Here is a 13,534-nt window from a genome sequence, read left to right as displayed (position 1 = left end):
AGCTGAATCATCGCAGGTCGGAAGCACCCTTCCTCCATGAAGTGACTGGCTGTCACTGAAGCTCCTGGTGCCGTGAATTCGTGAGGTCTGACTGTCTCCGCCGAGGACTTGCTCGCGTACATCGCCGCGATCACGGCCCACCCCGGTTTCCGGTCCCGCTTCGACGACGAACTCACGACCAACGGCGTCCGCGTACCCCTCACCGGTGACGCCACGCTGTGGTCGGAGGCGCTGCACATCGGGCGGAAGGTGATCTGGGCGTCCACCTTCGGAGAGAGGCTCGTGGACCCGGTGGCGGGGAGGCCCGGTGGGCCCCAGGAGGTCTGGACGACCGCACAGCCAGCGATCACGTACCGGAGACAGGTCGGCAGGGACGAATTACCCGAGAGCTTCGTCCACGATCCCCACCGTCTCGAACTCCACTTCGGCCAAGGCGTTTTCGGGCCGGTGACTCAACAGATGCGGGAGTATCAGGTCAGCGGACAGAACGTTCTCGACGGCTGGTTGAAACGCAGGACAGGACCGCCGTCACGCAGAGCCGTCAGCGAGCTGGACCGCATCCGGCCCGAGCGGTGGCTACCTGCCTGGAGTGAGGAACTCCAGTACGTGTTGGCCGTTCTGTGGCATCTGGTTGAGCTGCAGTCGGCTCAGAATGAGCTGCTCGACCGTGTTCTCATGTCACCGCTGGTCAGTGTCGCCGAGTTGCAGCGTCGGAACGTCCTGCCCGTCCCGGACACCGCCCGTCGTTCTGCTCCCGCACCGCTACAGACCGACCCCATCCCCGGGACCGAGGGCATCGAGGCGCGTGAGCCGCACGCCGTAAGGCCGCTCACCGCAGAAAGGAGCTCTCCGGCCGGCGCTTCCACGCGGCCACGGGGGAGCAGGAATTCCGGCGCCACGCAGTCGTCCCGCAGAAAGCGACAAGATCCGTAGAGCTCCTGATGACGGTGACGCGTCTGCCGTACCGAGGGCGGGTGCCAGCGGTACCGACTGACCCGACTCATGGCTGGTTCCTGCTCCTGCACGGAGACGAGGAGCGGACCGTGTTCGCCGTCGAGTCTGAGGGCATCGGCCTACATGCGCTGCACCCGGTTTTCGAACCACACCTGCGTGCGGCACGAAGTCCACCGTGTTCGCCGTCCGATGTCACGGATTGTCATCGCCGAGTAGCGTGGACTGTTGCTTGTCAAAGTGCGTCAGTCCTTCGATTCCTCTTGCGTCCACTCCCGGGCGAAATACTCCAGCTGCTTGGTGATGAGCTCGACCGCGTCCAAGACCTCTGCGGGTGGGTATCCGTGCCGGGCGAGCAGTCGTTTGATGGTGCTGCGCAGTCTGGCGCGGACAGGTTCGTGGGAGACCCAGTCCGGTGTCAGTTGCCGACGCACAGTCGTCACCAGCGCGCGGGCGATGTCGGCAAGCGCTGCGTCACCGATGAGGTCGCGGGCCCTGCCGTGGCCGGCAATCGCGTCGTAGAAGGCGAGTTCGTCCTGGCTCAGTGGCGGATCGAACCGCTCACCGCGGTGGGTGTCCGAGGCTATCTCGTGCACCATCTCGGTTAGTTCGGCGATGATCTCCCCGCTGGTGAGCCGCTGCCGTTCGTATTCGCTCGTGAGGTCCCGCAACCGTGCCGACAGGACGCCGCGCCGTACGACATTGTGCTGGGTGACTTCGTGTACGGACCGCTCGGCCAGCCGCCGCATGGCCTCGGTGGCCAAGTGCGGGGTTTCGGACGCCTGGAGTCCTGAGGCGGGCGCCTCCGGTCCGGCGATCTGCGCCAGCTGTTGCACCATATCTTGGGATTCGTCCGGGCCGATTGCCTCGCGGTCTGCGGCGTCGAATCTGGCCATCCAGATACGGACCTGCGTCATGAACTTCAGGTCGGATCGCCAGTCCGGAACATCTGGAAACCGTTCCGCGATCTTGATGCTGGCGAAGGTCAGTGCATGGAAGCGCTCCAGGCGATAGGCGTGCTCGCGATAGCGCCGCCCGAGATTGCGGGCCGGGTCAGCAGTGTCGTTTCCGGGAGTGCGGGGGTCGCGCAGATAATTCAAGGTCTTCAGTACAGCGTCCAGGTGTGACCGGGGGCCTGGTCTTGCGAGCAGTGTGCGCCAGTCGATGCCCGCGAGGATGCCACACAAGGCGTCGTACTCCTTGCGCAACTCATCCAGTGCCGTGTCGATGTCCGCGGCCGCGTATCGGACGGCCTGGCCGGTGTCGGAGCGTTCGGCGAGCATCTGCCGGAGGCTGTCGGCAAGAGGCACGTAGCCGACCAGGAGACCGTCCGGCTTGCCGCGGAAGCGACGGTTGACCCGAACCATGGCCTGCATCAGCAGGTTGCCTTTGAGGGAGCGGTCCAGATACATGGTGTGGACCGGCGGTGCGTCGAAGCCGGTGAGCAGCATGCTGTGCACGATGAGTAGTTCGAGCTCGTCGTCCGGATCCTGGGCCCGTCTGACTACCGTCGAGCGCTCCGCCGGAGTCAGAGCATGGGAACGCAGCCGATCCGGGTCCATGCCCAAGCCCGAGAAGACGATCTTCATCGTGCCGTGGTCAACCGCCTGACGAGCCCACCCGGGCCGTAGTTCCTGGATGGCCTCGAACACCCGCACGCACATCTCGCGTGTGGCACAGACGACCATGGCCTTGCCGGGTGTGCCGATGAACGGCGTCATGTGCGCGCGACGTTGCTCCCAGTGCTCCACCAGGTCGGAGGCCAGGGCGTGGACCCGAGCCGGGGTGCCGTGTGTGGCGTTCAGACCGGCGACGGTCCGCTCGGTGCGACGGCGTCCGGATCCGGCAGTCAGTCCGGACTCCTCGTCGAACTCTGGAAGATCCGGCCAGGATTCCCCGGCGAGTTCGAGGGTCCGGTCCTCGTAGTGGACGGGGACCGTCACCCCATCGCCGGTAGCCCGCTCGAGGTCATAGGTGTCGATGGAGCCACCGAATACCTGGCGGATCATCCGGTCGGCTGACGAAAGCGGTACGGAGGTGAAGGCGAGCAGGGTTGCGTTCGGCAGGGCCCCGCGGAGATGGCGGGCGTGCAGGGAACGGTGCGATCGGTGGGCTTCGTCGACGATGACGACGATGTTCCGCCGTTCGGACAGCGTGGGGTGTCCGGATCCTGACGTGTGCTCACGTGTGGTGAGGCCGAATTTCTGCAAGGTCGTGAAGACGGTGCCGCCGGCACGCATGTCGGACAGCAGCCCACGCAATTTTTCACGGGAGTCCGCGTGGTACAGGGGTTCCAGCGGAGGCCCGTGCTCCTGGAAAGTCGCGAACAGTTGGTGGTCGCGCTCGGTATTGTCCGTGACAACGACGAGGGTAGGCCAGTTCAGTGCCGGGTCACGAGCGATGACGCCGGAAGTCAACACCATGGTCCAGGATTTGCCGCTTCCGGCGGCGTGCGCCACGACACCGGCCCTCCCGTCGGTGCGGAAGGCGTCGACCACGCTTCGTGCGGCCTTGGTTGCTGCGAAATACTGGTGCGGTCTGGCGATGCGCTTCCCGGTGGACGTGAAGTCGATGAACCCATCGACGAAGCGCAGCAGCCGGGTCCGGTCGAACAGGCCGCGCAGGGCCAGCTGTTCCGCTGTCGCGTCTCCCTCACCGGCTTGGTCCGGCCGTACCGGCCGGCCCGACTCGTCTACGTTCCAGGCAGCATATTGCTCGTACGGAGTGAAGGGCGTCCCGTATACCGCTTCGGTCCCGGATGAGAGCAGAGTGACGGCGTTGTAGCGGAAGGCGGCGGGGAAGTCCTCCGCACACCGCTGAATCGTGCGGTGCGCCCCTCGCAGCGCCCCGTCCCCGTCCTGGGCCCGCTTCGTCTCGATCACGGCCACCGGCAGCCCGTTGACGTAGAGGACGAGATCCAAGCGGCGACGCTGCCCGTCCCCGCCGGCGAGTGCGGTGTTGGTCGACACGACGTACCTGTTGGCGTCCGCATTCCTCAGATCGATCAGTCGGATCGGGGGGTTGTGCCGTGCGCCGAACTCGTCCGTGTAGACGACGGATCGAATCCCATGAGTCATATACGCGTGCGTCTGCCTGTTTTCGGTGTACGCGTTCTGGGATACGGGAGCGGCCGCGACGGACACGGCTTGGCTCACCGCCTCCGGAGGCAGGCCAGGATTGAGGCGGGTGATCGCCTCGCGGAGCTGGTCGTGGAGGATCAGACCGTCCCAGTCACGGCGGTGGCCGGACCCGGGCGCGAGCCGGTTTCCGGGACATGCCTCCCAGCCGAGCCGCGTCAGCTCGGTCACCGTGAGCTGCGCCAACTCGGCTTCGGTGGGCAGGCTGGTCACGTAGCGTCCTCCACGACTGCTTCGGCGTCTCTCACGCGCAGGCGGCCCGTCATCAGCTGGGGAAGAAGACTGTCGCGGAGCTCGGCCAGGGTGGCCGACTCAGCCTGTCCGTGGTCGGCCCGGTTCTCCAGCGCCTCGAGCGTAGCCCGCAGCGCGGGCCGGTGGGCGTCGGCGGGCAGGAGGAGCTCCAGGGCTGCCAGGTGGGTCTCCCGAAGTCCGGTCTGCCGGGGCGTCCCCTCGGCCATGGCCTCGATGCGGGGCTGTGCACGCAGCATCGCGAACCCCGCGCAAAGGGGGTCGATCAGTTCAGGCGCGAAGCGGACCGTCAGCAGACGGGCGCCCGGCACCGCATCCGCATCCGCGGTCCAGCGGGCGACACGGCCGAGTGTACCGGCGCCGTACGAGGTGACCAGCACGTCGTGGCGCTGCAGTATCCTGGCGGCGTCCACCTCCTCCCTGAGCGCCCGGCGCGCGGACTCGGTGATCACCCGGCCTTCTCGGACGCACTCCTGGTCGAGCAAGATCACCCCGTGCGGGGCGTCCGTGTAGGGGTGTGTGACGCCCCGGTGCAGCGCACTCGTGACGGAGCCAACGGCGACCCGGACCGGGTCTGCTGACTCGACGGCCCGGCCGTAATGTGCCAGTGCCAACTCGCGGGTGGCGGCCACGATGCGACTGTTGGCGGCGATCTTGTCGTCCAACGCGCCGAGGACGGCGACCACCCCCTCCTGCTCGGCCATCGGAGGGTGCGGGACCGGAAGGGTGCGGATCGACGTCAGGGGAGCGGCCATGCCCGACCCGCCCACAGCCGACGTGTGGGTCAGAAGCGAACGCCGTCCCGCCTCCGACCGGAACCAGTAATGGTAGAACTCGGGCAGTGCTCTCGCCAGATCCAGCCGGGACCGCAGCTGGGACGAATCGATGACGTACCGGCTGTATCCCAGCTTGCGAGGCACCACAGACACCTGGCCGATGGCACCCCGATGGGTGAACACGAGGTCTCCCGGGAAGACGTTCGCCGACAGCACCTCGTCCGCCTTCTCCTCCGTGAGGAAGACGAATTCACCGTCGAGAATTCCCCGTGCCAGATTCGTCCCGCGGATGACGGGGACTCCGTCCCGAACGTAATCCTCCTTCGTGATCCGTGATCCAAACGGGCCCATGGCGAAGGCCGAACGGTCTTCGGGCGCGGCCAGCGACTGGTACTCGACGAACTTCCAGTCAGCCATCGACCCTCCGCAACTGTGCTCGCACCGCCTCCGTCAGGTCGTCCGCCAAGCCGAAGAGCCCATCGAGTTCCTTCGTCAGGCGCCCGATGCGTTCGGCAGCCGACTCGACACCGACCTCGGCGATGTACCGGTTCGGCGACAGCACATGGCCTTCGCGCCGGACGTCTGCCACATTCGCGGAGAAACAGAATCCGGCAACGTCCTTGTACCGCTTGCCCCCGGCCGAGGCCGTGCCCCGCCATGTGCGATACGTGCTGACGATCTTCGCGAGCTCGCCGTCGGAGAGGGTGCGCTCTCCTCGGCCGGCTGTCTCGCCCATGGTTCCGGCGTCAATGAACAGTATGCGGCCACGCCGGTCTTCCAGGTTCTTGGTTCCCCGGGTGGACTTGTCCTTGTCCAGGAGCCACAGATATACGGGAACGCCGGTGCTATGGAAGAGGTTCGGCGGTAGCGCGACCATGCAGGCCACCAGATCTTCCTCGATCAACGCCCGGCGGATCTCGTCTTCGCGGCCCCGGCTGCCAGTGACCGAGGCACCGGCCAGAACGACACCGGCGGTGCCCTTGTCTCCGAGCTTGGCGATGATGTGCTGCAACCATGCGAAGTTCGCGTTCGCTTGCGGCGGCACACCGAACCGCCAACGCGGGTCCTCCGGGTTCCGTGGCCATTCCTTGAGGTTGAAGGGGGGAATGGACAGGACGAAGTCGGCTTCCAGACCGGGGTACCGGTCCTCGCTGAGAGAATCCCCCCGCGCCAGGTCGCTTTCGACACCGTGCAGTGCGAGGTTCATCCTCGCCAGCCGCCACGTGCGTTCATTCCGCTCCTGGCCGTGCACCGCCAAGTCGTCTGTGTGTGCTGTGGACCCGTGTCCGGCAGCGAATTTTCCTGCCCGGACGAGCAGCCCGGCCGTGCCGCAGACCGGGTCGTAGATCCGGCCCGCGTATGGCTCCAACATCTCCACCAGCAGCCGGGCCACGCTCCCCGGGGGGTGGAAGTCACCGCCTCGTTTCCCTTCCGCCCGGGAGAACCTGTCGAGGAAGTCCGCGTACACCGCGCTCAGGACGTCCCGTGCCGGTCTGCCTCCGGGGCCCGTGAGCCGCGCGTCGTCCATGAGGGCGACCAGTTCGGCGAGACGGCGCCAGCCGATGTCCTCCTGACCGTAGATTTTCGGCAGGACACCGGCGAGTGGCGGATTCTCCCGCATGACGGCGTCGATCGCGTCATCGAGGTACCGGCCGACGTCCTCGCTCCCCGTGCGGGCAGCGATGGCGTGCCAGCGTGCGGACTCCGGCACCCAGCAGGCGCCGTAGCCGATGTACTCGTCCTTGTCCTCCAGGAAGACGGCCCGTTGTGCCGCGTTCATGCCTTCCTCGGCGAGCTCCTCGTCGAGCTCGGCGCGGCGCTCGTCGAAGGCGTCGGACAGGTATTTCAGAAAGACCAGGCCGAGGAGGAATTCCTTGTACCGGGCAATGTCCATCGAGCCGCGCAGCTTGTCCGCGGCTGTCCACAAGACGTGCTGGATCTCACCGGAGCCCGGTACGCCGGACAGCTCGGCTCGGACGTCGGCCCGGTTCATCCGCGACGACATGGCAGCGGTTCCTCTTCCTTGAGCGGCGGATCACTGGTCGGCATGCAGGGTAAGGGTGCCGTCGGCCATCCCGGCGGTGGCGAGGCTCCCCAGCTCGTCGAGAGCCCCGATCTGCTGCCGCAGTACCGACGACCGCCTCTCGATCTCTTCGAGCAGGGCATCAAGACGTTCGGCTTCCACCGGACCGACATCGGGAAATTCCAGCTCTTCGAGCGTACGCGCGGAGTGTACGGAGCCCCGGGTGCGCCGGTACTCCGCGGCTGCCATGGACAGGAAAGCGGCCAGAACCCGGGGCCGCACAGGGCGCGCGGCCTCCGACCGAATCCTCAGCACCCGGGCGGGATAGGCGACGACGGAGAAACCGTCCGCGTCGATGTACGCGCCGAACTCTGGCTGAGCCGTGATCACAAGATCACCGGGTTCGGTAAAGGCGACGTGCCGGTATGCCGTCATCAACAGGGCACGGTCGATGCGGTGGGTGCCGACCGGTTTCCGGCCGAGGACCTCGGCGGGGGTCAGGACGTTGTGGTCACCACGGTCCAGCAGGTACTCGGCGGCGATCCGGTGCCCCGGGAGCATACGCAGGCGACGCTCCTTGCGCAGCCGCGCGATGGTGGTGGACGGTGGGGTGCTGCTCTCCATGCGGAGTGAGGCATGGGCCGTCGGTTCGTCACCCGCACCGGACTCGCGGTGGGCCCGCTCGCCGAGCTCCTTCAGCCGAAGTTCCAGATCGGCCATGCGAAGGACCCTGTCCGGAGCCCCCGTAGTAGCCCGCATCCGGGGCGTGAGCGCGGCACCGGCACGGCTGTTCAGCCTCTCGACGGACACGACCACGCCGTGCTGGAGCGCGGAGGGACCGTCGTCGTCCCAGCCACCGGCTCGCCACCGCCGGATGTCCTCGGTGATCCCGGTGAGAGTCCGCTCGGTCATCTCCTGGCCCGATAGGTCGGCGAGGAGGACTCGGCCCCGCCTCTCCTGCTCCGGTGTACGGGCCAGCACCCAGAGCGCGGTGCGGTACCCCGGCCGGTACGGCATGACCCCGCCCGGCAGAGCGACCACGGCCTTCAACAGGCCGTTGGTCAGGAAATCCCTGCGGAACCGGTCGGCCCAGTCGTGGGGACGCAACGGCTCCGTCAAGGCGTCGGCGGGACCGAGCACGACGGCTGTGCACCTCTCGGCAAGGAGATCGGTCAGGGCCTCGATCCGCTCCAGCGTTTCCTCTGGCAGCCGTTCCTCGCGGGCCAGGTAGGGGAGGACGGAGGCGACGACGTTCGGTCCGTCGACCGCGTCGGGGACGCTCTCGCCTTCCTGCACGTCAAGCGCCTGTCCCAGCACGCCGCGGACCAGCATCCGACGCCGTACGAGACGTACCAGTGAGCGGTTCGTGTCGGAGGCCACGAACCTCGGCGTGATACCGGGCCCGGCCGCGGAGTGCAGGGCGACGAGGAGGTCTCCGCCGCGGGCACCCGGGTTGGCGACGACCGGGTCGGTCATGCCATCGATCCCCGTGAGCCGCGCGATGCACTCGGTCATCCCGGAGGTGAGGGTGTCTGCGGTCAGATCGTGGAACCCCAGCCTGTGGCGCACGCCGAGCAGCCATTCGAAGGCATCCGCTGCAGGCCCGTGACGAACCGCCAGCATGCCACCGTGGCGTCGGCGTGTGTTCCCGGCGGCCGCCACCAGTTCGTCGGCGAGCCGGGACAGCGGCGGTCCCCAAGGGCCGGCGTTGGTCAACTCACTGATCAGACAGGTGTCGTCCTCGTCCAGCATTCCAGCCCGCTCCACGATCGACTCCCAAGTGGTGTCTTCCCCCGAAAGCAGCGGCACGCCCTCGTGGTGGCGCAGGCACATAAGCGCGGTCAGTACGTCCAGCAGCTGCCGACCGGGAATGCGCGAGGTCCAGGCTGAGAGGCTGTGCAGTGCCAGCTCCGTGCCCAGGTCGTTCTCGTCGGCGTTGCCGTGGCCCGTCGTCAGAAGCCAATCGACGATCTCTCGGCCGTCGAAGAAGGTACGGCCGCCGTCCCGGGCGATGGGTTCCGGGAAGTCGCCGTGGCGGCGGCGCCAGTTGGCGGGCACGGCTCGCTCCACCCGGGCGAGAGCCGCGATCTCCGTTGGCGAGATGCGCCACGTCGTCTCCCCGGACGGGCCGAGTGCATGGGTTTCGTGCGTGCTGGGCATTCCGGTCCCCCTCTTCGCCCGACCATGGTGCTGCGGCACCGGCGCCGTTCGCACTCTACGACCGACCTGGAAGTGCCAATACAGGAAAGCCTGATAGCAGGTGCTATCAGGCCGTCAGGTTCTGGACGTGGACTTCGCCTGCCAATGTCGATGTCCGTCACCCCGACCGGCACGACCGCGGTCCTGAGACCGGTGACGCACGCGACCGACTGGAGACACACATGGCTGCCAGCACGTCCCTTCGCACCCTCTACCGTCTCGTCGACGTCGTCCCGAACCGAGACGGCATGCGCGCGGCCCTCGACCACGAGCAGCTTGCGTCGCTCGACGCCGAGTTCCACGACGCCCACCGCGAAAGGCTCCCGGTGCCCTGGCTGTTCCTCAGCGCTGGAATCGATAAGGAGAAGGCGGCCTGGTGCGACGAGATCGCCCGCACCACCGGATGCGACGTGTCCGAGCGTCTCCGGAGGACGGCCGCACTGCTCATGCTCGCCGTCGACGGGGAGGTGTACGCCATCGGGTACGACCAGGGGTACCGGCTGATCCCGGACCGCCTGAAGGACCGGCGTTTCGGGCTCCGCTACGCCGCACGCCAGGTCGACCCGCTGCAGGTGAGGGGCCTCATCGCGCACACCATGGGCGAGGCCAGGACCGACATCGCCCTCGTGCCCGGCGGGACGTCCGTCACGCGCTTCGGCGTGCGCGAGCACCAGCAGTTCGTCACCAGCCTGCGTGGCGTCCTCCAGTCCAACGGTCTTACGCGTGCCCAGAGCGGCAGAGGCGGCACCGTCAGCGTGGAAGGGGGTGCCGGACTCCGGCTTCCGCTCGGGATCGAGCCGGCCGACCTGGTCGCGGACATCCGGGAGATCGCGCGGGTGTGCCGTGACGACTCCCCCCATCCCGCGCTGGAATTCGTCGAGCACATCACGCCGGTCAAGGACACGGCAACGCTGGCCCTCCTTGAGCAGGAGCTCGAGGCCGCGTTGGGCGATCCCGCCGACGGACGGATCACCCAGGGGGTCCCCGGGGACCACTGGGCGTACTACCAGGCTGCGGGTGCCGTCCAGCTGAGGATCGCCGGCTGCGGTGTCACCATGGGGGACGCCTTCGAGCTCGACCATGTGTTGGACCGCCTGCGCACACGCCCGGCAGGCGGGCACCTGGCCGCGCTTCGGCGCAGCACCGTCACCCTCTACCGCCACCACCGGGCCGCTCCCGAGGACCGGCTCGTCGCCACACCCCTGCTGCGGTGGATCGAGGCCGGTATCTCCCTCGAGGAACGACGTTTCCTCCTGATGGACTGCGAGTGGTACGAGATCGGGGCGCGGTACCTCGCCGCGATCAGGGACACCGTGACACGGTTGATCAAGCGTCCGCCGTCGGTGGAGCTGCCTGCCTGGGAACCGGGCGAGAAGGAGGACCTGTACAACGAGTCGGTCGCCCGGATGGGGGACGGCTACGTCTGCCTCGATCGCAAGAACGTGGGCAACCCGCTCAAGGCTGGCAATGAGGTGGAGATCTGCGATGTCCTCACACCTGACGACACGCTGGTCCTGGTGAAGCGCGCCCACCGGTCTGGTCCGCTCAGCCATCTTTTCAGCCAGGGGCTGGTGGCCGTTCAGATGCTCAAGGAGTCGGCCGAAGTGCGCGCGCAGTTCGCCCGCAAGGTTTTCGAGCAGAGCAGGGGGAGGCGCATCATGCCCCTCGACTTCGTCCCCCGGCGTCTTGTGTTCGGCATTCTCTTGAAGGATGGTACGGAGGAGCTGACCTCGGAGACGCTGTTTCCTTTCTCCCAGGTGACGCTTGTCGAGACGGCCAAGACACTGCGGTCGTGGGGAGTGGAAACCGAGGTCGTCGGCATCCGGGCAGCCCCTTCGCAGACTCCCCGGGCTGCATAATTGAGCGTCACGGTTCGTACGGGTCAGGAGCGACCGCGGGGCGGCCCGAGATGGCCGCGCGTGACAGCGGGGCCGCTGAAGTGCAGCTTGCCCGGTCCCCTAAGGTGTGCATCCCTCGCCGAAGACGTAGGTGCACAGGTCGGGATGCCGACACCGGTTGGGTCGGAGACCCTCTGCCAACGTCGGACGGTTCCGGTCCCTATTGGATGATGTGCGGTGTGGTTTCGGCGATGCTCCTGCCGGAACCGCATTGTGGAGCTGGTGGAGTCGGCCCCGATGTCTGGATCATGGGACTCCTTGAGGAGCTGGGTCGCGAGGTCGTTGGCCCGCTCCGCGGCCCAGGTACGGAGAGCGGTGATGGTGGCCTCCTCCACACCGTAGGCGGCGAGGCTTGGTCGTCATTCCACTCGGCGCTTCCGTGACGTTCGCCTGCAGGTCCTCGTGGCCGAAGCGGCCGCGGGCGTGGCGGCGGCCGACCTCCTTGAGCTTGGCATCGGATCAGCAGTGGGAGACTGCGAACAGGTTGATCAGGTCGCAGGGCTCTTCGTGATCGGGGAGGGAATGGATCTTGGTCCCGACTGTCGGCCATGACGCTCATTTGACGCTCTGGGCGTCCGTATACAGACCGATGAGCCGAGAAAGTGCATCTGACCTGGGCTTTCCCGTGACTCGCCCAGGCCGACATCTTTCCGATGACCTCGCATGTGGAGTGCGTGGCTACTCTTGAGCCTACCGAGAAGGGCCTCTGACCTGCTATTTTGTATTCCAGGTGGTCAGTTCGACTTGTTTTCGCTCGCGGAATGCGTCGACTGAGGTTCGCTTGTGCAGAACGGTCTGAGCTGCAGCTTCAAGGGCTGGCGCGGGTCTCGCGGGCGACGTGGCCATGCGGAATGCAGAATTTTGACGCTCGGATGACGCTCGAAATCGGAAGTCTCAACCTCGCGGACCTCTCCGGCCCCGGGCCGCGCGGACCGGGGCCGTCGGCACGGGGCAAGACTCCGGTTCGGGGGTCCGACTGCACCTCGCCAGCGGTGGCGCGTGCTGCTATCTCGTCGCACGCACCTTCGCGGCCCGACCGGGCCAAAAGGACGGCGCCGTGGTCCGAGGTCTTGAGTGGCTGGTATCACCTCGCACCTAGATACCAGTCCGGTATCATCGCTGTATGGCGATGACACTCCGACTCCCCGACGATCTTGACGCGAAGCTCACCGAGCGGGCTCGTCGGGAGGGCCGCAGCAAGCAGGAACTTGCCATTGAGGCCATCCGTGACGCCCAGGATCGGGCCGAACTGAAGGTCGATGACGTCCTGGCCGAGCTCATGGACAGCGATGCGGAGATCCTGGACTACCTGAAGTGACCGAAGTGCGCTACATCCAGATCGACGAGATCCTGGCCATCGCTCGCGCGGTCAACGGTACCGAGCACAGCGTGCGTGACATGGGACTTTTGGTGTCAGCGATCGAACGGCCCCGGACGAACGTGTTCGGAGCCGAGCTGTATCCCACGCTGCACGAGAAGGCGGCGGCACTGCTGCACTCCGTTGCCCGCAATCACGCGCTGATCGACGGCAACAAGCGCACCGCCTGGCTTGCCATGCGTGTCTTCCTGCGGCTCAACGGCGTCAGCGCCAGTACCGTCCCGCCACCCGTCTCCATTGCCGGCCCGTTCGTCGAGGAAGTCGCGCAGGACAACATCGATGTACCGGCCATTGCCAAGCGCCTGTCGGCCTGGTTCCCCGTTTCCTGACGTCGTGAGGTACGGGACGGAATGAGGTTCCGTGAGCGGTGCCGGCTCCTGGCAGTCCGCCGGGCGGACTGATCCCGTTCTTGTGGGACCCGTTCGTTCAGCGGGTTGATTCGTATGCTTTCGCGAGACGGGGCAGCGGGTCCGCTCGGCGCGGAAATGGCGTCCCGAGAGCGCCTTCCCGTTTGGGCGGCAGGCAAGGTCCACATCGGCTACGGCGGTCTCTTCCCAACCAACACCCGCCCCTGTTTTCCCAGCGGTCACGGAACGCGCTGTCCGTGCCCCCGTGCGCACTGAGCCGGTCCTTTCGCCTCCAACAAGCTGTGTCTGCGGTGATCCACCGTCCGCGTCCACAGCTTGGAGGGGGACAAGATGCCGGAGGAGTGGATACGGGCTCTCGTGGCGGATACAGAAGGAGCGGATCTCCAGAGCCTGCTGCCACGCTCTCACTTGCTCGGTCAGGACCTTCGCCCGGTGCCGCTCGACCTGCTGCTCGCGTGCCTGCGCAATGAGTCTTTGCCAGTAACGGATCATGGCGTTGTGTGATCGTTCAGATGGTGCGGTCGTACTCGAGCTGGAGCAGGACGAGGGCTGCGG

Annotated in this window: 8 protein-coding genes; 4 read left to right on the top strand and 4 right to left on the bottom strand. The window is 66.8% G+C overall.

Features of this window, described 5'->3' with window-relative positions; translation table 11 throughout:
* Positions 1-87 precede the first annotated feature (87 nt).
* Entirely contained in the window at positions 88-933 is an 846-nt protein-coding gene (locus tag H8R17_RS42170; protein ID WP_262505943.1) for a type ISP restriction/modification enzyme, read from the top strand.
* A 263-nt stretch (positions 934-1,196) separates the two neighbouring features.
* Here the strand turns inward: H8R17_RS42170 and H8R17_RS42165 are convergent, their stop codons facing one another.
* Genes H8R17_RS42165 through H8R17_RS42150 form a run of 4 tightly spaced genes read right to left on the bottom strand, consistent with a single transcriptional unit; the run spans position 1,197 to position 9,296 of the window.
* On the bottom strand, positions 1,197-4,301 hold the full coding sequence (locus H8R17_RS42165; RefSeq protein WP_187828487.1) for a type I restriction endonuclease subunit R: 3,105 nt from the start codon (positions 4,299-4,301) through the stop codon (positions 1,197-1,199).
* Positions 4,298-5,530, bottom strand: a complete 1,233-nt coding sequence (locus tag H8R17_RS42160) for a restriction endonuclease subunit S (RefSeq protein ID WP_187828486.1) — start codon at positions 5,528-5,530, stop codon at positions 4,298-4,300. The genes H8R17_RS42165 and H8R17_RS42160 overlap by 4 nt, the downstream gene beginning before the upstream one ends.
* The gene (locus tag H8R17_RS42155; RefSeq protein WP_223126098.1) at positions 5,523-7,118 is read right to left on the bottom strand and encodes a class I SAM-dependent DNA methyltransferase; all 1,596 of its coding nucleotides are present in this window, start codon (positions 7,116-7,118) and stop codon (positions 5,523-5,525) included. The genes H8R17_RS42160 and H8R17_RS42155 overlap by 8 nt, the downstream gene beginning before the upstream one ends.
* 30 nt (positions 7,119-7,148) lie before the next feature.
* Positions 7,149-9,296: a hypothetical protein gene (locus H8R17_RS42150; RefSeq protein WP_187828485.1), complete on the bottom strand. Its 2,148-nt coding sequence runs from the start codon at positions 9,294-9,296 to the stop codon at positions 7,149-7,151.
* Between the two features lie 221 nt (positions 9,297-9,517).
* On the opposite strand from H8R17_RS42150, the gene H8R17_RS42145 reads away from it, so the two are divergent.
* The 3 genes from H8R17_RS42145 to H8R17_RS42135 all read left to right on the top strand — a co-directional run bounded on the left by H8R17_RS42145 (position 9,518) and on the right by H8R17_RS42135 (position 12,940).
* Positions 9,518-11,194: a DUF6119 family protein gene (locus H8R17_RS42145; RefSeq protein WP_187828484.1), complete on the top strand. Its 1,677-nt coding sequence runs from the start codon at positions 9,518-9,520 to the stop codon at positions 11,192-11,194.
* A gap of 1,162 nt (positions 11,195-12,356) precedes the next feature.
* A complete protein-coding gene (locus tag H8R17_RS42140) occupies positions 12,357-12,551 on the top strand; it encodes a ribbon-helix-helix protein, CopG family (protein ID WP_007445201.1) in 195 nt (64 codons plus the stop codon).
* Entirely contained in the window at positions 12,548-12,940 is a 393-nt protein-coding gene (locus tag H8R17_RS42135) for a type II toxin-antitoxin system death-on-curing family toxin (RefSeq protein ID WP_187828483.1), read from the top strand. The genes H8R17_RS42140 and H8R17_RS42135 overlap by 4 nt, the downstream gene beginning before the upstream one ends.
* Positions 12,941-13,534: the final 594 nt, after the last annotated feature.

It is taken from the genome of Streptomyces sp. TRM68367, from assembly GCF_014495685.1.
GTDB lineage: Bacteria > Actinomycetota > Actinomycetes > Streptomycetales > Streptomycetaceae > Streptomyces.
The sequence above is the reverse complement of the archived record's forward strand: the minus strand, read 5'-3'. Positions and strand labels throughout refer to the sequence as shown.

Coding starts and splice junctions, on each gene's coding strand:
- H8R17_RS42160 (WP_187828486.1), bottom strand. CDS start 5,530: ATGGCTGACTGGAAGTTCGTCGAGTACCAGTCGCTGGCCGCGCCCGAA.
- H8R17_RS42155 (WP_223126098.1), bottom strand. CDS start 7,118: ATGTCGTCGCGGATGAACCGGGCCGACGTCCGAGCCGAGCTGTCCGGC.
- H8R17_RS42150 (WP_187828485.1), bottom strand. CDS start 9,296: ATGCCCAGCACGCACGAAACCCATGCACTCGGCCCGTCCGGGGAGACG.
- H8R17_RS42145 (WP_187828484.1), top strand. CDS start 9,518: ATGGCTGCCAGCACGTCCCTTCGCACCCTCTACCGTCTCGTCGACGTC.
- H8R17_RS42140 (WP_007445201.1), top strand. CDS start 12,357: ATGGCGATGACACTCCGACTCCCCGACGATCTTGACGCGAAGCTCACC.